This is a genomic window from Streptomyces sp. NPDC005931 (assembly GCF_042871235.1).
Lineage (GTDB): Bacteria > Actinomycetota > Actinomycetes > Streptomycetales > Streptomycetaceae > Streptomyces.
Genome location: NZ_JBIAIG010000007.1, coordinates 162,239 through 181,815, shown reverse-complemented (window position 1 = coordinate 181,815; position 19,577 = coordinate 162,239). Strand labels below are relative to the sequence as shown.

Here is a 19,577-nt window from a genome sequence, read left to right as displayed (position 1 = left end):
GCCGAGAACCATCCTCCTCGGCGCCGTGACCGGCACGCTTGGGCGGGGCCATGCGGACGTGCCGCTCCACGGGGGCGCTCTCGAGATCGTCGAGCTGCCCGACGATCGTTCCGCGCAGCGGCAGACGAACGCTGTGCGAGGTGATGCCGGACCGCGCCGTGGGCATCCGGGACTTCCCGCCCTCACCCGAGATAGTAGCCATGTACTCAATAGCCATGTACTGTATTTCCATGAGTTCAGCAGCGGAGAACGCCACGGCCGGGTTCATGGTCTGGCGCTTGTCGATGAAATGGCGGGTGGCCGTCGACCGTGCCGTCTCGCCCCTGGGTCTGACCCACGCCCAGTACTCGGTGATGGCCTCGCTGTACGGCATGTCCCGCTCCGGCCTGCGTCCCAGTCAGCGCCGGCTCGCCGACCACACGGGGCTCGAGCCGCTGTACGTCTCCAAGCTCGCCCGCGCCCTGGAAACCGCCGGGCTCGTCACCCGCACCCGGGACCCGAACGACCCGCGCGCCGTGCAGCTGACGCTCACCGAGCAGGGGAGCGACGTCACACGCCGCGCGATCAAGGTGGTCCACCACCTGCTGGACCAGATGCTCGAGCCGCTCGGGGGACAGGACAGCCCGCGCACACGGCAGTTCATCCGGGAGCTGGCGACCCTGCTGGACGCACCGCTCGATCCGCACACCGACCACCCCGAGGAGCAGCCATGACCACCACCGCCCCCACCGTCAACGGCCGGGTCGTAGCCCTGGCCCACTACGCCGCCCGTGCCCTCCTCGAGCGCGTGCTGACCCGCCACGGCGTCACCTTCGAGCAGAGCGTGACGCTCCGGGCCGTCGTGGCCGCGGGTGGCTCCATCGACCGTGACGAGCTGGTCGGCGACGTCACCGGCTCGCTGAAGGTCGACGCGTCGGCCGTACGCCGCGTGGTCGAGGAGCTGACGGCCGGGAAGCTGCTCGAGGAGGACCCGGCACAGGCCTCCCGGACACGGCTCACGGAGGCCGGACGGGAGGTGTACGAGAGCACCACCGCCGAGGGTGCCGACATCTCGGCCCGGCTGTACGCGGGCATTCCGGCGGAGGATCTCGCGGTCGCCGGCCGTGTGCTCGCACTGGTCACGGATCGGGCGAACGCGGAGCTGGCCGACGCCTGACCGCGGCCCTGCCCCGACCCGGCCGGGTGGTCCCGTCGCCCGGCAGCGGCCGACTCGGGCCGCACTGCCCAGCCGTCCGGCTCGTGGTGAAGGCCGAGAGAGCGCGGCAGGCGCGCTGTACTCCCTCGACACCGCGGGGATCTCGGCGGGCGTGCCGCGCGCACGACCGACGAGTCTGCAGTGACGTTCGCGATCACCACGGGCCCTGCACGGCCGGTCCCGTTCCCGCACCCCGCCAGGACCGAGTCGTCGATGACCTGCTGATTCCCGATGCGCGATGCGGTCAGCGGAGACCGGGCCGAACGGGAGCGCCGGCAGTCATGACCCTTCTTTCCTCTTCCGCAGCGTCACCCGGCCCGTCCGATGGGTGCATTTCTCCCGCTCGGGGCACTTCCGCAGCGCGACGCCGAGGTCCACAGTGAAAGCAGCACTACTCCGCACTGGAGGCGGTCATGCTCCTCCTCGGCATCATCCTCCTTGTCATCGGGCTCCTCACCGGCACATCGATCCTGTGGACGATTGGGATCATCCTCGCCGTCATCGGCGCCCTTCTGTGGATCATGGGTTCCATGGGGCACGCGGTCGCCGGCCGCCGGCACTACTGGTGACCTGACGGCCGATCACGGCCACCGCCTTGCCCCGCAGCCCACTCACCGCGGCGTCCGCGCCCGCCCCATGGTCTCCCGTCCTCCGGTCCCCGGCCTCCCGTTGGAGCACGCCTTCCGGGTCTGAGACGATCACCGTGACCGTAGGGCGAACGCAGGGGTGGGGAATGGCTGTTGTGGTGCTGCTCGGTGTCCTGGTGCTTGTCATCGGCGGGTGCGTGTGCGTGGTGTGGGCGCAGCGCGGCGGGCCTCGCTGGGCCCGCGTCGTGTCGACCGTGACACTCGCCGCGGGCGAACTGCTGCGCGGTTCCGGAAAGGGCGGACGCAGGGGCTCGAACGGGACCACGGGCGGCGGCGACTCCGACTAGGCTCGCCCCCGCTTCTGAGTCCCCCGCGTGCAAGAGCACTCCGCCCGGCGCGGTGTCGTCGGGGAGGCGAACCGCGCGCGGTTCGCCTCGGGCGAGCACGGACGTGTCCACGTCGACGAGAGGGGCGCTGTGAGCAACTCTCGGGCGAGGACCACGACGTCGGCCTGGACGAAGGCGTCGGCCCGGGCCGGCAGTCCCGGCGAATTCGTCGTTGTACCTGTCCCGGCGTTCCGAACCGAGCCACCACGCCCTGCACGCCCCGCCGCCTCCGCAGTCGGCGGGCCGTGCTCGTCGTACCGCCAACCGACGGGTGGCAGAGCCGTGTTGGAAGCCACCGCCGGGTGCGGGGCCGGCTCGCTGCAGACGGCGACCGGGCGAGGTCCTCATGTCCTCCACCTGGTGACCCTCCCGTCCGCCCGTGCGATCGGATGCGGCGTACATCCATCGCCGTGATCTACGCCCCGGGGAGAGGGCCAGGGCGCCGCAGTACACCCCATGCAGTACGCGGGTCCAGACCCAGGGGCGGATCTCATGCCCGGGAACGCGGGTGAACATGGGGAGGTATCCCGGTCAGAACCCCTGTTTCCCATGTGCCGGGTCTCGTCCTGCCCGAAATCCGACGGATTGGTCCCAGGTGGCTACGTTCCTTTATCGACTCGGCCGACGCGCGTTCCGGCGCCGCGGCCTGGTCGCCCTGCTGTGGGTGGCCATACTCGTGGGCGCCGGCGTCGCCGCGTCCACCGCGCCCGCCCCGCCCGAAGACTCCTTCTCCATGCCCGGCACCGAGTCCCAGAAGGCGTTCGACCTGCTCGACGAGCGCTTCCCGGCCGCCAGTGCCGAGGGCGCCACGGCACGCGTCGTGATCCGGGCCCCCGAGGGTGAAAAGATCTCCGGTCCGGCCGGCAAGGCCAAGGTCGAGGAGCTGGTCACGGCTCTCGGCGACGGGCCGCAGGTCGCCTCGGTGGCCGACCCCTTCAAGGCGAACGCCGTCAGCAAGGACGGCTCGACCGCGTACGCCTCGGTGACGTACAAGGTCAACTCCATGGAACTGACCGACAAGGCGCGCGACTCGCTCACCGCGGCCACCGACCGGGCGCGCAGCGACGGCTTCACCGTCGAGACCGGTGGCGACGCGGTCATGGCCGAGCAGGAGATGGGCGGCACCGCCGAGCTCATCGGCATCGGCGTCGCGGCGGTCGTCCTGCTGCTGACCTTCGGCTCACTCGTCGCGGCCGGCATGCCGCTGCTCTCGGCGATCATCGGCATCGGCATCGGTATCTCCGGCATCGGAGCGCTCGGCAGCACACTGGAACTGTCCGCCACGACCTCCACGCTCGCCACGATGATCGGCCTCGCGGTGGCCATCGACTACGCCCTGTTCATCGTCTCCCGCTACCGCGCGGAGATCGCCGAGGGCCGGACGCCCGAGGACGCCGCGGGACGCGCGGTCGGCACGGCGGGCTCCGCCGTCGTGTTCGCCGGGCTCACCGTCGTCGTGGCCCTCTCGGGCCTCGCGGTGGTCAACATTCCGATCCTCACCAAGATGGGCCTGGCCGCCGCGGCCACCGTCTGCATCGCCGTGCTGATCGCGCTCACCCTCACCCCGGCCCTGCTCGGCTTCGCCGGGAAGAAGGCGCTCAGCCGCAAGGACCGCAAAACGCCCGCCGGGGAGCGCGACGCGTCCGACAGGCAGAAGCTCGGCACCCGCTGGGCCCGGTTCGTGCTGCGGCGCCCGGTGACCGTGCTGCTGACCGCGGTGCTGGGCCTCGGCGTCATCGCCGTGCCCGCCGCGAGCATGGAACTGGGCCTGCCCGACGAGGGCAGCTCCGCGCCCGACACCACGCAGCGCAAGGCCTACGACATGCTGTCCGAGTCCTTCGGTGCCGGATTCAACGGCCCGCTGATGGTCACGGTCGACACACGGGGTGCCGGCGATCCCAAGGCGGCCGTCGACACCGTCGGCAAGCAGATCACCGGCCTGGGCGAGGCCGCGGCCGTCACTCCCGCGAACTTCAACGAGGAGGGTGACACGGCCGTCCTCACGGTCGTGCCGAAGACCGGGCCGAGCGACGCAGCCACCGAGTCGCTGGTCAAGGACATCCGCTCGCTGTCCGGCGACCTCAAGGCCGACACCGGCGCGACCATGCTGGTCACCGGCATGACCGCGATGACCATCGACTTCTCGCAGACCCTGGACGACGCGCTCGTCCCGTACCTGGCCCTGGTCGTCGGCCTGGCCTTCCTGCTGCTGATGCTCGTCTTCCGCTCGATCCTCGTCCCGATGAAGGCGGCTCTGGGCTTCCTGCTCTCGGTGGCCGCGGCGCTCGGCGCGGTGGTCGCGGTGTTCCAGTGGGGCTGGCTCGCGGACGTCTTCGGGGTGGACCAGCCGGGTCCGATCATGTCGATGATGCCCATCTTCATGATCGGCGTGGTCTTCGGTCTGGCCATGGACTACGAGGTCTTCCTGGTGACGCGGATGCGTGAGGCCTACGTCCACGGTTCCTCCGCCGCCGACTCCGTCACCACGGGCTTCAGCCACGGCGGACGGGTCGTCGCAGCGGCGGCGATCATCATGATCAGTGTCTTCTCCGGCTTCATCATGGAGAACGACGACATGATCAAGATGATGGGCTTCGGGCTCGCGATCGCGGTCCTCTTCGACGCCTTCGTCGTCCGCATGGCCATCGTGCCCGCCGTGCTCGCCCTGCTCGGCAGCACGGCGTGGTGGCTGCCCAAGTGGCTGGACCGCCTCCTGCCGAACGTCGACGTCGAGGGCGAGAAGCTCCACAAGGAACTCGGCGACACTCCCGGGTCCGCGGAGCCCGCGCGCGAACCGGAGACGGCCGGGGTCTGATCGACCCGCACCTGCCCCTGATGCCCCGGTGACCCGACCCTTCGGGCCGCCGGGGCTTTGCGTACCAGGGGCTTTCCCTCAGGCGTCGCCGAGGTGGCTCCGCGGCTGGAGGGTGTGTGCTCAGGCGCGCCGTATCCAGTCCCGGTCCAGGCGGTCGGCCAGCCCGGCGGCGGTGAATGCGGCCTCCAGTTCGTCGCGGCCCTCGGTGAAGTGGGCCCAGCTGTCGTGGTGAACGGGAACGACATGGCGGGCGCCGAGGATGCGGGTGGCCTCGGCGGCCTGGGCGCTGTCCAGGACGATCAGGCCACCGTCGAAGAGCATGGGGAAGCGGGGGGCACCGGCGAAGAGGACGGCGGTGGTCACGGGGCCGAAGCGCTCGGCGATCTCCTTCACGGCGTCGAGGGAGGCGTTGTCGCCGCTGACGTAGACGGTCGGCAGTCCGTGCCCGGTCAGGACGAAACCGACGACCTGGCCGGTGAACGGCTCGACCTCCTCCCGTGGGCCGGGTCCGTGGACGGCGGGGACTCCGGTGACCGTGATCGTGCCCCCGTCGGGGCGCTCGAGCTCGACGGACTCCCAGTCGGCCAGCCCCTTCGCCTTGGCCCCGAGGCGCTGTCCGCCGCCGGGCGTGGTGAGGGTGAGGGGCACGTCGGCGAGCAGGGCCCGGCCGGAGGTGTCGAGGTTGTCCGCGTGCTCGTCGTGCGAGAGCAGGACCACGTCGACGGGGCCGAGGTCGGAGGGGGCGGCGGCGGAGGGTGCGGTCTTGGTCAGGGTCGGGCCGGGCGTGGCGTAGTCGCCGGGGCCGTCGAAGGTGGGGTCGGTCAGGAAGCGCAGCCCGCCGTACTCGAAGAGAGCGGTGGGGCCGCCGAACGTCCGGACCTTGATCTGCTCGGTGCTGTGCTGGGGCATGACCTGATACCTCACGGATTCTGTTCACGTTTTCCGTGAGGGAGGGTAGGTGTGTGTCATGGAAAAAGGCAAGCGATACCATGAGGTCATGGAAGAGATCGCGGTGACCGAGAGCGCGCCGGCCGCCCTCCCTCCGCCTCCGGGGGCCGACCGGCACCCCTCCCTGGACTTCGCCGACACCGCGGCGACGCTGCCCGCCGGACAGAGCTACGACCTGCTCGCCGACCCCGGGTCCGCCATGAAGTGGCTCGCGGCCCATGCCCTGACCGCCCCGGACGTCCGGCTGTACGAGGTGTGTGCCCATCGGATGCGCACGCTGCGCGGACACGTGCGTGCCCTCTTCGCCGCCCGTGTCGACGGCGCCACCCCGCCCGAGGGGTCACTGCGGGCCGTCAACGAGGCCCTCACCTCGGTGCCCACCGCACCCCTGCTCGCCTGGGACGAGGATCGGGGACCGCGCCGCGTCCTGGCGCACCCCACCGACCGGGCCGTCAATCACGCGCTGGCGACGCTCGCCGCCGATGCCGCCGATCTGCTCACCGGCCCCGACGCCGACCTCCTGGCCGCCTGCGGCTCCGCCCCCTGTGACCGGTTCCTCCTGCGCACTCACGGACGGCGCCACTGGTGCTCCACCCGCTGTGGGGACCGCGCCCGCGCCGCCCGCGCGTACGCCCGACGCAGCGGCACGTCGGAGTGAGGGCGCGTCAGGGGCGAGGTGACGCCTGATCAGGTCATGCCGGGCCCGGAGGCCAGCGGTCCTTTTGCAGGACCGCGAAGAAGATGACGAGGCCGACCGACTGACACGGCAGCCTTGCGCGGCGCGGCCGGTGACCGGGCCGGGCGGTGCCGTGGCTGCGTCCACCGCCCGGCCCGGAGCCTCAGGTGGGCGCCGAGACCCCGAGGTGTTCGTGGTCGCAGGAGGCGTCGGTGCCGTAGGTGTCCCAGTGGGGGAACGGATCCGCCGTGGGCGGGCTCTCACCCTCGGCCAGCAGGCAGTCGGCGAGCGCCGTGTGCAGCGCCTCTGAGTGCAGCTCGGTGCCGATGAACACCAGCTCCTGGCCGGCCGGTCCGTCGTTGTCGCGGGCGGCGGAAGGCTCGAAACGGGCGACGGAGCCGGCTTGGGACCACAACCCCGTCATGTGCGAGCGGCCGGCCAGGACGAAGAACCCCTTGGACCGAAGGATCCGGCCGTAGGTGCCGCTGTCCATCCCCTCGGTCACGAACCGCCACAACCGCTCGGGGTGGAACGGCAGTTCGGAACGGAAGACGGTGGAGGAGATGCCGTACTCCTCGGTCTCCGGGATGTGCTCGCCGTTGAGTTCCATGACCCAGCCGGGGGCCTGCTGGGCGCGTTCGAGGTCGAACAGCCGGGTGCCGAGCACGTCCTTCGGCGCGATGCGTCCGTGGACGGCCGGCACGATCCGGGCGGCCGGGTTGAGGCGGGTCAGCGTGGCGCGCAGCCGCTCGGCGACCGCGTCGTCGACCAGGTCGAGCTTGTTGAGCACGATGACGTCGGCGAACTCGATCTGGTCCATCAGCAGGTCGCTGACGGTGCGTTCGTCGTCCTCGTACTGGTCGAGGCCGCGCTCGACGAGGTCGTCACCGCTCGCCAACTCGGGCAGGAAGTTCGCCGCGTCGACGACGGTGACCATGGTGTCCAGACGGGCGAGGTCCCCGAGGGTGGCGCCGTCGTCGCGGGCGAACGCGAAGGTGGCGGCGACCGGCATGGGCTCGGAGATGCCGCTGGACTCGATGAGCAGGTAGTCGAACCGCCCCTCGAGGGCCAGTCGGCCGACTTCCTCCAGCAGGTCGTCCCGCAGGGTGCAGCAGATGCATCCGTTGGTCAGCTCGACCAGGCGCTCCTCCGTGCGTGACAGCGCCGCTTCGCCGCCGCGCACGAGGGCCGCGTCGATGTTGACCTCGCTCATGTCGTTGACGATGACGGCGACGCGCAGGCCCTCGCGGTTGCCGAGCACGTGGTTGAGCACCGTGGTCTTGCCCGAGCCGAGGAAGCCGGACAGCACCGTCACCGGCAGCCGGTCGTGCGTCACTGCGGTACCTCAGCTCTCGGGGCGCAACAGGCCGCGCTCGTAGGCCCGCACCAGGTGCTGCGGCACGAGGTGGCGCACGCCGTCGACCGTGACCGGCACCAGCGCCGGCGTGGCCGCCTTCCACTGGGCGCGACGGTGACGGGTGTTGCTCCGGGACATCTTCCGCTTGGGGACAGCCATCGTTCTCCTCACTCCTGCAGGGGCAAGGAGGACGCTACATGAAAATGGATCCCATTACGAACTGGGTCGGCGCATGTCGAAACCACGAGTCCTCGTCCGGGGACGGGTTCTGTTCCCCCATCAGCCGAAGCGCAGGACGCGTGGCGCGAACGTGCCCTCGGGGCCGTCGGCGCGGCCCACCGACCAGACCATCGCCGCGCCCGGCACCGGTGCCAGCCGCAGCGCCCATGATTCGCCCTCCCCGGCCACCGCCGGCTCGCTGTACTCGGTGAACGCCTGTCCGTCCCAGCCCAGGAAGTCCGGGCCGGGCACCAACTGCGGATAGCTGCCCGGCGGGCCCCACTTCTGGGAACGGGCCACCGAGACCCAGGCCGGCGCGCCGGTCGCGGCAGGCGCCAGCGAGCTGACCGAGCCGAAGTCGGCGGGCCCCACGCCGCTCCCGGCAAGGGCAACCTGCGCGTCTACGTCCTCGGCGGCACCGGCAGGATCGGCACCGCCGGGCCGTACCTGAAGTAGCCCGCCGTGCACCGCGGTGCGGGGCCGGTCGTACGCCTGCCGGCCCCGCACATCTATCGGCGACCTGCGTTGGTCATAGAATGACCGGGTGGAGGACATCGACGCGATCGCGGCCTTGCAGGATCCGGTACGGCGACGCCTGTACGAGTACGTGGCGGCGCAGGGCCGCGAGGTCGGCCGCAACGAGGCCGCCGAGGCGGCCGGGGTGGCGCGCACGCTCGCCGCGCACCATCTGGACAAGCTGGCCGAGGCCGGGCTGCTGGAGACCGGCAGTCGCCGCCTGACGGGCCGTTCCGGGCCGGGCGCCGGGCGGCCCGCCAAGGTGTACACGCGGGCGCGGGCCGAGCGGGCGGTGTCACTGCCCGCCCGCGACTACCGCACCGCCGCCGAACTGCTGGCCGAGGCCGCCGAGCAGGCCGGGCTGGACGCCGGGCTCTGCGCGGCCGCGCGGCGTCGGGGTGAGGGCCTGCGCGGCTCGGCGGCGCCCTGCGGCAGCCTCGGGGAGGCCGTGGACGCACTGGCCGCCCGCGGCTACGAACCGCACCTGGAAGACACCGAGGGAGGGGCCGGGCCGGTGGTCCGGATGCGCAACTGTCCCTTCCATGCCGTCGCCGAGCGCTACCCGCCGCTCGTCTGCGGCATGAACCTGGCGCTCCTGGAGGGGCTGCTCGGCATGGACGGTCCCCTGCGCGCCCGCCTGGACCCGCGGCCGGGTGAGTGCTGCGTAGTCGTCGAGGAGTCTAAAAACAATTAGCGTTGACATAGAGTGGGTTGCGTGCTGGGATGACGCCATGACCGTATCCGCGCATGCCGCCCACCTCGCCCAGCTCAACGTCGCCATGCTCCGCCACCCCCTCGACGACCCGCGCACGGCGTCGTTCGTCGAGATGCTCGACCCGGTCAACGCCGCGGCCGACGCCGCTCCGGGCTTCGTGTGGCGGCTCGTGGAGGAGGGGGCGGCCGACGCCACCGGCCTGCGCCCGGCGGGGGAGGACGTCATCGTCAACCTGACGGTCTGGGAGAGCCAGGAGGCCCTGTGGGACTTCACCTACCGCAGCGGCCACCTGGAGGTCATGCGGCGCCGTCGGGAATGGTTCGAGCGGCACGCCGAGGCGCACATGGTGCTCTGGTGGGTCCCCGCCGGTCATCACCCCACCGTCGCCGAGGCCCTGGAGCGGCTGGCGGACCTGCGGGCGCACGGACCGTCCCCGCGTGCCTTCACCTTCGCCACCTCCTACCCCGCCGCCGAGGCCGCCCGACACCTGGGAGCCGTGCCGCCGGCCAGGACGGAGCCGGCCGTCCGGATCGAGCGGCCGACGCCGGCCCGGGACGCGGCGGCCCGGTGAGGGGCGGAGCGCGCATGCCGGACGTCAGCCCCCGTGGGGCCTTTCCCGGCGGCCCGCCCGGGAGCCCCCGTACGCGGCGCGGCGGATGGCGGCCAGGGCCTTGCCCGGAGTGAATCCGTCTGCGTCATGCGCGTAGATGTCGAAGTCCAGGGTCTCCTCCTGCCGCAGCGGCAGGGGCGTGTGCACCGTCAACACGGCGAACACGCGCCACGACCCGCCGGTGGTGTCGGCGCACAGGTCGAAGACGAGCGGTCCACCGGCCATGGCCTCGGCGAGGCTCTCGGGGGCGCCGTGAACGGGTGACTGCCGGGCAGGGCGTGGGAAGGCGGCCAGAACGCGGCGGCGGCCACCGACGCGATAGGAGAGCAGGCTGGAGCAGGGGCCGCCGAGAGCGTCGTAGCGCGGCAGGGGCAGATGCCTGGTGATCCGGCCCCGCCCGCTGCTCGTGAGAAGCAGGTCGAGTGGGTGGCCGGGCCGGTCGCCGCGGTCCACGCGCACGGCCAGCCCGAGTGCGTCGGGCAGGCGCCCCGGCAGGCCGGCGGCTCGTGACAGGCGCACCGTCGCGGCGTACGCAGCGGGTGCGTCGAGCCATGGCACCCCCCAGGGCCCGTTGCCGTCGTCCACCACCTCCAGTCGGGCGCCGCACGTGAGCCCGTGCGGGTGCAGGGCCGGGGCCCGGCGCAGTCGCGCGAGCAGACGGAAGCCGGCTCCCACCACGACGACCGGCCACGATTCCGACCTCGCACCCTTCGTGCGCGGGGTCGGCCGGCTTCCCGTTCCGGCCGTTTCCGCCGGCCTGCGCACTTCGGTCCGGTCCAAGGCGCCTCCCTTCGAGGGAGGGCCGGGTACCCCTCACCGGGCCGCCCCAGTCGGCGCTCCGAGCGCCACCGTCGTGGTGACCCGGGTGACGGCGGGGGTCCTCGGCGCCGAACCGGATCCGAAGCGCACGGGCGGTGCGACCGGTGCCATCGCCCCCAGGTCCACGCCTTCCAGGGACGCCGACACCGCACGGATGGGCAGCAGGTCCCGGGCGCCGTACCACTGGCGGCGGCCCCCACCGGCGCTGCCGCGGGTGCGCACACCGGGCAGCAGCAGACGGGCGAGCGGGTCCGTCAGCACCGTCCATGCCGGACGGGCGGCGAGCGCGTCGGGAACCGCACGCAGCGCAAGGCCCAGAAACCCACGCCGACCGGTGGTGAAGCGCAGGTGGAACGGTCCCGCCGCGACGGTCCAGGTGTCGTCCGTGACCTCCACGTCGACCGGGACGACCCGCACGGCGTCGAAGACGTAGGTGTCACGGACGAAGCCTGCCGTCTCCCGCGTGGGGGCGAGCAGCAGACGGCTGCCGTCGGCCCGTTCCAGCATGACGTCGCTGAAGGCCCCGAAGGGTGACCGGTGCCAGTGTCCGAGCACGATCCGCGTGCCGGAGGAGGTGCCCGTGCCCGCTATCCAGCCCTCGAAGCGCACGCGCGGGCGCCGCACCGGTCCGCCCGGCCTCCTGCTCATCCTGGGGCGCCCATGCCGCGCGGACGCCGGGCCCCGGCCCGGAAGGGGCCCGTCGGCGCGTCGGAGCGGGTGGGGGACACAGCGCCGGACCCGGGGCGTGGTGTGGCCGAGCCGCACATGCAACCGATCGTTGTCATCGACCACCTTCTGTTCCGCCCGGGCCGCTGGGGCCGGGGTCGTGCCGCGCCGGAGGCGGTCGCCCCGGTCGTCCGCGGTGACCCGGGTGCCGCGGTCACCGCGTGACAAACGGGGGACGGCCGATCAGGGCCAGGACGGCTCGTTGCGGGGCACGACGACCACTTCCGGTACGGCGCTGGTGGCGGGCACGGACAAGGCGTAGAGCACCGCGTCGGCGACGATGTCGGGTTGCTGCAGCTTGGAGGTGTCGGCGTCCGGGAAGCGCTCCATGATGAACGGCGTCTCCATGCCGCCGGCGATGACGCCGGTGACGCCGACGCCGATGCAGTCGCGCTGCGCCTCCTGGAACAGGGTGCGGGTGAAGGCCCGCAGACCGGTCTTGCTGGCCGCGTACGGGCCGGCTTCCGTCCAGGTCCGGTGGGATGCGGTCGAGAGGATGTTGACGATGTGGCCGTCGCCGCGTGCCACCATGCGGCGGTAGACGGCCAGGGAGAGGTACATCGGGCCCAGGAGGTTGGTGGTCACCACGCGGGTGACCTCCTCCGGCGCCAGGTGTTCGATCGGTTTGGTGACGTCGACGGCGGCGTTGTTGACCAGGATGTCGACAGGCCACCCGTCCTGCTCCAGGTCCCGGATCACCGCTTCGACGGAGTCGGCGTCGCGCACGTCGAGCTCCACGAAGCGCGCGTCGTGGCCTTCCACGGTCAGGGCGGCGGCCACCTTCTCGCCGTCCTCGCGGCGAACGTCGGTCAGGCACACGCTCGCTCCCGCCTTGGCCAGGCAGCGGGCGAGCGACGCTCCCAGGCCCCGGGCCGCCCCGGTGACCAGGGCACGTCTGCCGGAGAGGTCTGCGTTGGAGTTCCGATTCACGGTCGCGCCTTTCGTTCGCTCCGCTCAGCAAGGGCCCCGCCCCGCGGGACGGATTGGGCCGGTGGTTGTTGTTTCATCCCCCGAGGACGGCCCGCGGCACGGGGGTCGGCGCAGACAGCACCCGGTTGGCGCAGGCGCGCTCTGCCATGGGGCAGAGGCATCGGGAGCTGTCGAGGGACCTCTGTGCCGCAGGCCGAGCTCGACCGACGGAGGGTGCCGTGAACCACGACGGTGACGCAGCCGGCCGAGCTGGTCCGGCCGACGACGTGGTGCATGCTTCGCAACAACCGCCATCCGCACGGCGATCCGCGGCACTACTCGCGCACCGACCCTGGCCGTCCGGTTGTTCCGTGCGCGAGCCGGGAACCTCCTGAGGCCCTCGATGTCGGCTCGATCCGGGCGCCTGCCCCCCGGCGCCGGGCAGGTCGACGGGCCACGGCCTGCGGAGGCCAGTGCGGTGCGAGCGGCCGAAGTCCCGCTCGAGTCGGCGGTGCGTCCGCACGACGAGGGTGCGTGCGGGTCGGTCGTCAAGTCGGCCCCGTGCAACCTCACTCCCAACTGCCTGTCGAGACCCGGCACATAACCCCACCTCCGCTACCGATAACATCACCTCTTCCGCCCCCACACCTATGCTCTGGAGTCCCCCATGAACCGCACCCCTGGCTTCCCCGTATCCCGCCGCAGCCTCATACGCGCCGGTGCCGGCGCCTCGCTCGCCGCGCTCGGGCTCGGCGCCGGTGCGCAGACCGCCTCCGCCGACGTGGCCACCACCCAGCGGTTCGATCTCACGCAGCCGTCGTACGACCTGTTCCGGTCCAAGGACACCCACGGTCCGCGGGTCCAGCAGAGCTTCGCCTTCGACTGGGTGAACAAGTTCCTGTTCGTCGCCACCAAGCGGAGCGGAAGTGACGAGTCCGCCGGTGACCTGTGCATCAACAAGATGGATTTCGACGGGAACTACCTGTCGTACATGCACCTCAACGGCTTCGGCCACGGTGTGGCCTTCGCCGCGCTGCCGAATGGTTCCGACACCGAACTGTGGATCGAGTGCGCTGCGAACACCAACGGGTACGGCACCGCGCTCGCCCCCATCCGTTACGCCGCGAACACCACCATGGGCTCACCGGCTGCCTCGGCCGCCTACCGGCCGATCTCAGGGGCCACCGAGTACACCTGCTCCGTGGACCCGGTGTACCAGCGCATGATCGTGCGCTACCACACCAGCGCCGGCAAGCGCATCGCGGTGTACCCCCTCTCCGCCTTCCGGACGCGCAGCTTCGGCACGCCGCTGGTCGACTTCAAGCAGCCGGCGATCTCCGGCACCCCGCAGGGCTACACCCTCTACGGCTCGTACATGTACTACCTGACCGGCGACGCGTACCCCGGCGACGGCACGCCCACCGGTGACGGCAACACCTACGTCACCAGCATCGACATCAACACCGGCACCGTGAAGCAGGGCCCCGTCCTCACCAAGGCCGGCTCCACGCTCCACCACCGCGAACCGGAAGGGCTGGCGATCTACCGCACCGACGCCGGCGAAGCCCGTCTCTTCATCGGCTTCGCCACTGGCGTGGAGGGCGACCGACGGTCCAGCATCTTCTACAAGAACGCGTTGGTCTGAGCGCGTTTATCCGAGCCGTGCCCGCACGGCGGCCGGTCGCGGCCGCCGTGCGGGGGGCCTTCGGCGACCTGACGGGGGCGCAGGCACACCCCGGGAGCCCCGGTGGCGGTGGCTGCGAGTAACACGCCGACAGACGGCAGCCGCATGTGTGGCGGACCGGTCGGCGTCCGGTCGGGCGAGGGGTACGAGCGCAGGCGTTCAGCCGGCAGCCTCCTCCTGCATCCCGACGCCGGAAGCGGTGATGGGCCATGACGGGCCTGACGGCAGGCGAACCCGTTGAGCGATCTACTGTTGCACGCTCTTGCAGTGCGGTGAGCGCTCTGAACTGCGATTTCACCAGTTCCTCGGCTGGCGTCTGAAAAATGCTTCACGGCTTTGCGCAAGCCTGCCGTCCGCCACCAGGATGCCGGGCATGACGAACCTGCCCTTCACGCCTCGCTCAGCGCGACGCCTCTCCCTCGCCGCCACGGCTGCGGCCGCACTCTCGGCTGTTCTGACCGCCGCCCCGCCCGCCGCGGCGCTCACCGACACCACGCCGCCCGAGTGCGTGCAGTACTACGCGGGCTGGCGCTACACCATCGTCGTCAACGGCTGCGAAAGGAACGTCGCCGTCACGGTCGAGTACACGGACGGTCAGGACGCCCCGTGCCGCATCATCGAGCCGGGCGCGTCGGCGACCTTCGCCGGTTATGGGCCGCAGCTCAACTACGTGACGGGACTGCGCACCTGCGGGCCCGATCCGGCCCCGACGAGCGGTGCCTGAACTCGCCGACTGCCGAGGCGGCGGAAGGCGGGGCCTGTCGGCCCTCCGCCGTGCAGGACCCGCCGCTGATCAGGCCGGCTTCGCACGGCGGGACCGGCATGTGGTGAGCGGTTTCCGGGAGGAGCTGTTCGGGATCGATGGGTGCGGTGATGCGCCGCCGGGAGAGCCAGGCTCTCCGCCCCCATCGGTCAGGCCGCCCGGCCGGCGGTGGCCGGTGCCGCGGCGCTGTGGGCGCGCAGCAGCCGTCGGCGTGGCGGCGCCGGCGATGAGTTCACCGTCCTCGAACGGTCTACCCGGTGACAGGACCGTTCCCGACAGGAGTGCCATGTCCACTGTCCAGCCAGTGATCTTGACTGCCGACCAGGACGCTCTGCTCGGCTTCTATACGACATTGTTCGGTGCTGAGGAGGTCTTCCGGCTACCGGCGAAAGGCCCGGCCTTCTATCTCGGTCTGCGCATCGGTGACACCGACCTCGGGCTGGTGTCGAAGGCGAACCCTGGGACCGGGGCGACGCCGCGGATCCTGCTCAGCATCGGTGTCGACGACGTCGACGAGACGCTCGGCCGGGTGGAGGCGCTCGGCGGCTCCGTCCGCAGCGGCCCCAAGGACATGCCGTGGGGACAGCGAGTCGCCCACATCCAGGACCCTGACGGCAATCCGGTGAACCTCACTCAGCCGATCCCGACGCGCTGACGCACCTTCCGCTTGGCCCATGCGCCGATCGCCACGCGGAGCGGTCACGCTGGATGCGTTGTGCGTGTCGCTGCTCGTCCGGCCGCCTCTCGCCGGAGGATCGGAGTCGCTCCCGGTCTCGCGGCGTCCGCCGGCCGTAGTGTTGGTCCTGCTCCGGAGGAGGGCTTCTGATGCGCAGTGTGACCTATTCAATGGGTGTCTCACTCGACGGCTACATCGTCGGGCCGGACGGCAGGTTCGACTGGACGGTGCCCGGCGAGGAGGTCTTTCGCTTCTGGATCGACGAGATCCGACAGGTCGGCGTGCACGTGCTGGGACGGCGGCTCTACGAGACGATGCTGTACTGGGAGACCGCCGAGCAGGATGCCTCACTCGATGAGGCAGAGCTCGAGTGGGCCGCGCTCTGGAAGCCGCTCCCCAAGGTGGTGTTCTCCACCACGCTGTCGGAGGTACAGGGCACAGCCCGTCTGGCCTCCGGCGGCCTGGCGGAGGAGATCGAGCGGTTGCGAAGGGAGCCGGGGGAGGGCGACATCGCGATCGGCGGTGCGACCCTCGCCGCCGAGGCGGCCGGGTTGGGTCTGATCGACGAGTACCGGGCCGTGGTCCACCCGGTGCTGGTGGGCGGCGGCATCCCGTTCTTTCCCCGGGACGAGCGCAGGGTGGATCTCGACCTCGTCGAGACCCGCACCTTCCAGTCGAGCATCGTCTACCTCCGCCACCGTGTGGTGCGCTGACCAGCAACCGGCGGTTTCGGCGAGCGCGACAGAGTCTTCGCTGACGTCCACCGCCACGCCGACCGCATGCCCCGTCGCCTAACCCTGCGCCGCCTCCGGCATGCCGTCATCGACACCCCGACGGCTGCCTGAACGACGGCGTCACCGCCGGATGTCGACGGACATGCGCGAGGCACCCGGCGTTCGCAGGACGACAGACCGAGTGCGCCGGTGTGCGGCGCCGGAGGCGAGCCGCGCACTGTCCCGGATGCTCGGCCACCGGGCGTGACCGGCCGTCCCGGCCCGAGCCACGGTAGGGGGGCCGACACGGCGCAGACCGCGTGGAGACGGATCGTGAAGCCGTGCCCGTGCCGGAGTCCCCGCCGTGAGCATCACCCGCCGAGGAACAGCAGCGGACGCGCGAGGGCGTGGCGGTGGCCCGCGCCTCCATGGTCGTGGCAGTGCTGGGGAAGGGGCGGGCGAAGCCCGGACAGCGATCCGGAATCCATGGTTCCGTGACATCCGTCACGCGGCTGGTCGATCTACGCGGGCCGCTTAGTAGAAGCCGTTCCGGTGACATAGGAGACTTGTCCGGTTTGCCTTCGGTGAGGGGCGCTCCGTGAGGAGTCGCGAGCCGGGCCGGACGCGGGATCCCGTCTTCCTTCCTGATGCCAGGGCTGTTGACGAGGCGGCAGGCATCACCGGGGCGACCCGAGGGAGGGGCGGCATGCTCTCAGCGTCGTCGCAAGAGCCGCTCCGATCTACGAAGCGCGGTAGTAAAACGGGCCTTTGCGCTTCGCGACGGGCCCTCCGAAGAATGACCAGCCACCGGACAGCAGGGGTGAGGTCACACATGGCAAAGCACCGACACCAGCAGCGTTACCGGCGCACGGTCGTCACGACCGTCGCCTTGAGCGTCATAGGGATACCCTCCGTCGCGCTGGCCTGTTCCGACTGGCCGACCGACGAGCGGCGCCATGACGCAGCAACAACGGTCGCCGCCGAGGACAGGTGGGACGATCACAACTGGTATCGCGAATGGAGCCGCGGCCAGGACCTCGAGTCCGCCGCGTCCCCGTCCAAGACGGCCCCCACCGCGAGTGCCTCGAAACGCGGTGAAGGCGCCAAGCCGTCGCGAAAGCGCAGGACGACAGCCCCCAAGGCGCCCCAGGCCTCGGCATCGAAGACCGCCACGATCGCCCCGAAGGCCACCACCGCCGGCCCCGAGCCCACCACCACACCCACCACCAGCGCTCCCCGCCCCACCGCGACGGCCACCGCCACCGCGTCCGGTGCCGTCGCCAGGGTCGTGGAACTCGTCAACGCCGAGCGGAGCAAGGCTGGTTGCTCCCCAGTCACGGTGAACTCCGCCCTGACCAGGGCAGCGCAGGCCCACAGCGACGACATGGCCTCCAGCGGCACCATGTCCCACACCGGCTCGGACGGCTCTTCCCCCGCCGACCGCATCACACGGGCCGGCTACAGCTGGAGCACCTACGGCGAGAACGTCGCCTACGGCTACTCCACGCCGGAGCAGGTGATGCAGGGGTGGATGAACAGCTCCGGCCACCGGGCGAACATCCTCAACTGCGGTTTCAGGGAGATCGGCGTCGCTCTCGCCCAGCCCGGCTCCTACTGGACGCAGGCCTTCGGCACGGCCCGGTAGCCGCCGTCCGGGAGAGGCAGCACGGTGCCGCCGCTCCGCGGCAGGTCCGTGTCGAGGATGAGCAGCCGGTTCACGACGCTGGGTGTCCCGTGCACCGCCCGGGCGCGGGCCTCCTCCAGCGCGAGGGCCTGCTCCAGCGCGCGGGCGCACCCCAGCGCGAGGGCCTGCTCCTCGATACGGCGTAGCGCTGTGCCGAGGCCGGGCACCACCTTGTGCGGGCCGATGATCCAAACCGCCTTGGTGGCGACGCCCATATGCGGCGGGGAGTTGGCTGCCGCTGCCAGAGGCGAGGACGAGCGAGCCGGCCCCGGTGACCGCGACGACGCCGTCGGCCGCAGGGTCCGAGCGGAACCGCCTCCGGATCGCGTCGGTGGCGGTGACCCGGTCGGATGGCCAGGACGGGTGGTGCAACGGCGTCGTACCGGCCGTCGGCATCGACGGCCTCCTCGACGCCGGATGTGGGTGTCCCGAAGAAAGCGCGCGGACAAGTCTTCCAGCAGGGCGACGGGATCGTCGTCACGGGCAAGACCATGCGGTGGAGGCCTTCGCCGAGCTGAGCTGACCGGCGGCGGGTTTGCGTTGCCGCGCCCTGTCCACCCGGCAGGAGTCCGGTCGACGGACGTCCGCGAGGCTCACCGCCCGCGGCCCCGCTACCGAAGGAGGCACTTCGCGATGACCACGGTCAGGGACATGCTCGCCACCTACCCGGCCGACCTGGGCCAGGTGGACCGCGACAAGCTCACCCTGTGCATCGAGGAATGCGTCGCCTGCGCCCAGGCCTGTACGGCGTGCGCGGACGCCTGCCTGTCCGAGGGCATGGTGGGCGAGCTGACCAAGTGCATCAGGACCGACATGGACTGCGCCGACATCTGCAACGCCACGGCGTCGGTGCTGTCCCGGCACACCGGTTACGACGCCAACGTCACCCGCGCGATCCTCACCGCGTGCGCCACCGCCTGCAAGGCGTGCGCCGACGAGTGCTCCGCGCACGCCGACGCCCACGAGCACTGCCGTCTGTGCGCCGAAGCCTGTCGGTCCTGCGAACAGGCGTGCAATGAACTGCTGCGGTCCCTCGGCTGAACCGGCGAGCGGACAGCGGGCGCGACCACGCGACGGGCCGGGTCATGCCCACCCGGCCCGTCGCGCCCGCGGACTGCCGGAGCGTTACGCGTAGAGCTTGATGCTGTTGATCGGCGTGATGTCGGCCACGCCGACGGTGTAGCTGTTGATGATCAGGCCGGTGCAGTTGGCACCGTCGTATCCGTAGCACAGCCGGGCCTTCGCACCGGAGTGCTGGTTGTTGAAGACCCACTTGGTGCCGTACTGGTTGCTGAGGTTGTGGGCTCCGTACTGGTACCAGCGGTGGCTGGGCCGACCGGCGTTCCAGTCGGCCTCGTTCTGGTACATGCAGACGTAGCCGACCCGGCAGCCCGCGTAGTCTCCCTGTGCTGCCCGTTCACCGGCCTGGGCGGTTGCCGCGGTACCGGCGATCGCTCCGGTGGCGAGTGCCAGGGCCACGGCGGTCCGCTTGATCTTACTGACCATTGATCTTCCCCTCGTTGACGAGTTCCCGGCGGCGCGAATTGCGCTTCCGCGCGCCGATCACGTGAACAGAATC

At 71.3% G+C, this 19,577-nt stretch carries 24 protein-coding genes; 15 read left to right on the top strand and 9 right to left on the bottom strand.

All coding sequences use genetic code 11. The features are described 5' to 3' along the window. Positions 1–230 precede the first annotated feature (230 nt). From ACFYOV_RS18710 to ACFYOV_RS18690, 5 genes are all read left to right on the top strand, one after another. Complete coding sequence (locus tag ACFYOV_RS18710) at positions 231–713, top strand: MarR family winged helix-turn-helix transcriptional regulator (RefSeq protein WP_389089047.1); 483 nt, start codon at positions 231–233, stop codon at positions 711–713. Further along, on the top strand, positions 710–1,156 hold the full coding sequence (locus ACFYOV_RS18705) for a MarR family winged helix-turn-helix transcriptional regulator (RefSeq protein ID WP_389089046.1): 447 nt from the start codon (positions 710–712) through the stop codon (positions 1,154–1,156). Before ACFYOV_RS18710 ends, ACFYOV_RS18705 begins: the two co-directional genes overlap by 4 nt. 452 nt (positions 1,157–1,608) lie before the next feature. Next, a complete protein-coding gene (locus tag ACFYOV_RS18700; RefSeq protein WP_389089044.1) occupies positions 1,609–1,764 on the top strand; it encodes a DUF6131 family protein in 156 nt (51 codons plus the stop codon). A gap of 164 nt (positions 1,765–1,928) precedes the next feature. Beyond that, positions 1,929–2,129 carry a hypothetical protein gene (locus ACFYOV_RS18695; protein WP_389089043.1) on the top strand — a complete coding sequence of 67 codons (201 nt, stop codon included), beginning with the start codon at positions 1,929–1,931 and terminating at the stop codon, positions 2,127–2,129. A 634-nt stretch (positions 2,130–2,763) separates the two neighbouring features. Beyond that, positions 2,764–4,983: an MMPL family transporter gene (locus ACFYOV_RS18690; RefSeq protein WP_389089041.1), complete on the top strand. Its 2,220-nt coding sequence runs from the start codon at positions 2,764–2,766 to the stop codon at positions 4,981–4,983. A 120-nt stretch (positions 4,984–5,103) separates the two neighbouring features. Here ACFYOV_RS18690 and ACFYOV_RS18685 read toward each other — a convergent pair whose 3' ends face one another. Next, positions 5,104–5,892, bottom strand: a complete 789-nt coding sequence (locus ACFYOV_RS18685; protein WP_389089040.1) for an MBL fold metallo-hydrolase — start codon at positions 5,890–5,892, stop codon at positions 5,104–5,106. 88 nt (positions 5,893–5,980) lie between these two features. On the opposite strand from ACFYOV_RS18685, the gene ACFYOV_RS18680 reads away from it, so the two are divergent. Beyond that, positions 5,981–6,589: an ABATE domain-containing protein gene (locus ACFYOV_RS18680; protein WP_389089038.1), complete on the top strand. Its 609-nt coding sequence runs from the start codon at positions 5,981–5,983 to the stop codon at positions 6,587–6,589. A 181-nt stretch (positions 6,590–6,770) separates the two neighbouring features. On the opposite strand, the gene ACFYOV_RS18675 is transcribed toward ACFYOV_RS18680, so the two are convergent. The 3 genes from ACFYOV_RS18675 to ACFYOV_RS18665 form a co-directional block, all read right to left on the bottom strand. Then, positions 6,771–7,943 (bottom strand): GTP-binding protein, encoded by a 1,173-nt coding sequence (locus ACFYOV_RS18675; RefSeq protein WP_389089037.1) that lies wholly within the window; start codon positions 7,941–7,943, stop codon positions 6,771–6,773. 9 nt (positions 7,944–7,952) lie between these two features. Continuing rightward, positions 7,953–8,123 (bottom strand): 50S ribosomal protein L32, encoded by a 171-nt coding sequence (gene rpmF / locus ACFYOV_RS18670; protein ID WP_389089035.1) that lies wholly within the window; start codon positions 8,121–8,123, stop codon positions 7,953–7,955. A gap of 120 nt (positions 8,124–8,243) precedes the next feature. After that, entirely contained in the window at positions 8,244–8,555 is a 312-nt protein-coding gene (locus tag ACFYOV_RS18665; RefSeq protein ID WP_389089034.1) for a hypothetical protein, read from the bottom strand. Between the two features lie 172 nt (positions 8,556–8,727). On the opposite strand from ACFYOV_RS18665, the gene ACFYOV_RS18660 reads away from it, so the two are divergent. Both ACFYOV_RS18660 and ACFYOV_RS18655 read left to right on the top strand, forming a co-directional pair. Further along, positions 8,728–9,393 (top strand): helix-turn-helix transcriptional regulator, encoded by a 666-nt coding sequence (locus tag ACFYOV_RS18660; protein ID WP_389089032.1) that lies wholly within the window; start codon positions 8,728–8,730, stop codon positions 9,391–9,393. A gap of 37 nt (positions 9,394–9,430) precedes the next feature. Further along, the gene (locus tag ACFYOV_RS18655; protein WP_389089031.1) at positions 9,431–9,985 is read left to right on the top strand and encodes a DUF3291 domain-containing protein; all 555 of its coding nucleotides are present in this window, start codon (positions 9,431–9,433) and stop codon (positions 9,983–9,985) included. A 24-nt stretch (positions 9,986–10,009) separates the two neighbouring features. Here the strand turns inward: ACFYOV_RS18655 and ACFYOV_RS18650 are convergent, their stop codons facing one another. Further along, positions 10,010–10,804: a phosphodiesterase gene (locus tag ACFYOV_RS18650; protein ID WP_389089029.1), complete on the bottom strand. Its 795-nt coding sequence runs from the start codon at positions 10,802–10,804 to the stop codon at positions 10,010–10,012. Between the two features lie 33 nt (positions 10,805–10,837). Beyond that, positions 10,838–11,491 (bottom strand): hypothetical protein, encoded by a 654-nt coding sequence (locus ACFYOV_RS18645; RefSeq protein WP_389089028.1) that lies wholly within the window; start codon positions 11,489–11,491, stop codon positions 10,838–10,840. Positions 11,492–11,608: 117 nt separating this feature from the next. On the opposite strand from ACFYOV_RS18645, the gene ACFYOV_RS18640 reads away from it, so the two are divergent. Continuing rightward, positions 11,609–11,734 carry a hypothetical protein gene (locus tag ACFYOV_RS18640; protein WP_389089026.1) on the top strand — a complete coding sequence of 42 codons (126 nt, stop codon included), beginning with the start codon at positions 11,609–11,611 and terminating at the stop codon, positions 11,732–11,734. 18 nt (positions 11,735–11,752) lie between these two features. Here ACFYOV_RS18640 and ACFYOV_RS18635 read toward each other — a convergent pair whose 3' ends face one another. Continuing rightward, positions 11,753–12,499: an SDR family oxidoreductase gene (locus ACFYOV_RS18635; RefSeq protein WP_389089025.1), complete on the bottom strand. Its 747-nt coding sequence runs from the start codon at positions 12,497–12,499 to the stop codon at positions 11,753–11,755. A gap of 646 nt (positions 12,500–13,145) precedes the next feature. On the opposite strand from ACFYOV_RS18635, the gene ACFYOV_RS18630 reads away from it, so the two are divergent. From ACFYOV_RS18630 to ACFYOV_RS18610, 5 genes are all read left to right on the top strand, one after another. After that, positions 13,146–14,123: a teichoic acid biosynthesis protein C gene (locus ACFYOV_RS18630; RefSeq protein ID WP_389089023.1), complete on the top strand. Its 978-nt coding sequence runs from the start codon at positions 13,146–13,148 to the stop codon at positions 14,121–14,123. A 412-nt stretch (positions 14,124–14,535) separates the two neighbouring features. Continuing rightward, on the top strand, positions 14,536–14,886 hold the full coding sequence (locus ACFYOV_RS18625; protein ID WP_389089022.1) for an alpha-amylase: 351 nt from the start codon (positions 14,536–14,538) through the stop codon (positions 14,884–14,886). Positions 14,887–15,211: 325 nt separating this feature from the next. Then, the gene (locus ACFYOV_RS18620; protein WP_389089020.1) at positions 15,212–15,580 is read left to right on the top strand and encodes a VOC family protein; all 369 of its coding nucleotides are present in this window, start codon (positions 15,212–15,214) and stop codon (positions 15,578–15,580) included. A gap of 170 nt (positions 15,581–15,750) precedes the next feature. Further along, a complete protein-coding gene (locus tag ACFYOV_RS18615; RefSeq protein WP_389089019.1) occupies positions 15,751–16,314 on the top strand; it encodes a dihydrofolate reductase family protein in 564 nt (187 codons plus the stop codon). Between the two features lie 832 nt (positions 16,315–17,146). Beyond that, the gene (locus ACFYOV_RS18610) at positions 17,147–17,959 is read left to right on the top strand and encodes a CAP domain-containing protein (RefSeq protein ID WP_389089018.1); all 813 of its coding nucleotides are present in this window, start codon (positions 17,147–17,149) and stop codon (positions 17,957–17,959) included. Here ACFYOV_RS18610 and ACFYOV_RS18605 read toward each other — a convergent pair. Then, positions 17,926–18,213 carry a hypothetical protein gene (locus ACFYOV_RS18605; protein WP_389089016.1) on the bottom strand — a complete coding sequence of 96 codons (288 nt, stop codon included), beginning with the start codon at positions 18,211–18,213 and terminating at the stop codon, positions 17,926–17,928. The genes ACFYOV_RS18610 and ACFYOV_RS18605 overlap by 34 nt on opposite strands. A 418-nt stretch (positions 18,214–18,631) precedes the next feature. Between ACFYOV_RS18605 and ACFYOV_RS18600 the strand changes: the two genes are divergently transcribed. After that, a complete protein-coding gene (locus tag ACFYOV_RS18600; protein ID WP_389089015.1) occupies positions 18,632–19,039 on the top strand; it encodes a four-helix bundle copper-binding protein in 408 nt (135 codons plus the stop codon). A gap of 84 nt (positions 19,040–19,123) precedes the next feature. On the opposite strand, the gene ACFYOV_RS18595 is transcribed toward ACFYOV_RS18600, so the two are convergent. After that, on the bottom strand, positions 19,124–19,504 hold the full coding sequence (locus ACFYOV_RS18595) for a hypothetical protein (RefSeq protein WP_389089013.1): 381 nt from the start codon (positions 19,502–19,504) through the stop codon (positions 19,124–19,126). Positions 19,505–19,577 lie beyond the last annotated feature (73 nt).

Bases quoted from the DNA above. Each gene is read 5' to 3' on its own strand.
- ACFYOV_RS18710 (WP_389089047.1), top strand. From the start codon at position 231: ATGAGTTCAGCAGCGGAGAACGCCACGGCCGGGTTCATGGTCTGGCGC.
- ACFYOV_RS18705 (WP_389089046.1), top strand. From the start codon at position 710: ATGACCACCACCGCCCCCACCGTCAACGGCCGGGTCGTAGCCCTGGCC.
- ACFYOV_RS18700 (WP_389089044.1), top strand. From the start codon at position 1,609: ATGCTCCTCCTCGGCATCATCCTCCTTGTCATCGGGCTCCTCACCGGC.
- ACFYOV_RS18695 (WP_389089043.1), top strand. From the start codon at position 1,929: ATGGCTGTTGTGGTGCTGCTCGGTGTCCTGGTGCTTGTCATCGGCGGG.
- ACFYOV_RS18685 (WP_389089040.1), bottom strand. From the start codon at position 5,892: ATGCCCCAGCACAGCACCGAGCAGATCAAGGTCCGGACGTTCGGCGGC.
- ACFYOV_RS18680 (WP_389089038.1), top strand. From the start codon at position 5,981: ATGGAAGAGATCGCGGTGACCGAGAGCGCGCCGGCCGCCCTCCCTCCG.
- rpmF (WP_389089035.1), bottom strand. From the start codon at position 8,123: ATGGCTGTCCCCAAGCGGAAGATGTCCCGGAGCAACACCCGTCACCGT.
- ACFYOV_RS18655 (WP_389089031.1), top strand. From the start codon at position 9,431: ATGACCGTATCCGCGCATGCCGCCCACCTCGCCCAGCTCAACGTCGCC.
- ACFYOV_RS18645 (WP_389089028.1), bottom strand. From the start codon at position 11,491: ATGAGCAGGAGGCCGGGCGGACCGGTGCGGCGCCCGCGCGTGCGCTTC.
- ACFYOV_RS18640 (WP_389089026.1), top strand. From the start codon at position 11,609: ATGCAACCGATCGTTGTCATCGACCACCTTCTGTTCCGCCCGGGCCGC.
- ACFYOV_RS18630 (WP_389089023.1), top strand. From the start codon at position 13,146: ATGAACCGCACCCCTGGCTTCCCCGTATCCCGCCGCAGCCTCATACGC.
- ACFYOV_RS18625 (WP_389089022.1), top strand. From the start codon at position 14,536: ATGACGAACCTGCCCTTCACGCCTCGCTCAGCGCGACGCCTCTCCCTC.
- ACFYOV_RS18620 (WP_389089020.1), top strand. From the start codon at position 15,212: ATGTCCACTGTCCAGCCAGTGATCTTGACTGCCGACCAGGACGCTCTG.
- ACFYOV_RS18615 (WP_389089019.1), top strand. From the start codon at position 15,751: ATGCGCAGTGTGACCTATTCAATGGGTGTCTCACTCGACGGCTACATC.
- ACFYOV_RS18610 (WP_389089018.1), top strand. From the start codon at position 17,147: ATGGCAAAGCACCGACACCAGCAGCGTTACCGGCGCACGGTCGTCACG.
- ACFYOV_RS18605 (WP_389089016.1), bottom strand. From the start codon at position 18,213: ATGGGCGTCGCCACCAAGGCGGTTTGGATCATCGGCCCGCACAAGGTG.
- ACFYOV_RS18600 (WP_389089015.1), top strand. From the start codon at position 18,632: ATGACCACGGTCAGGGACATGCTCGCCACCTACCCGGCCGACCTGGGC.
- ACFYOV_RS18595 (WP_389089013.1), bottom strand. From the start codon at position 19,504: ATGGTCAGTAAGATCAAGCGGACCGCCGTGGCCCTGGCACTCGCCACC.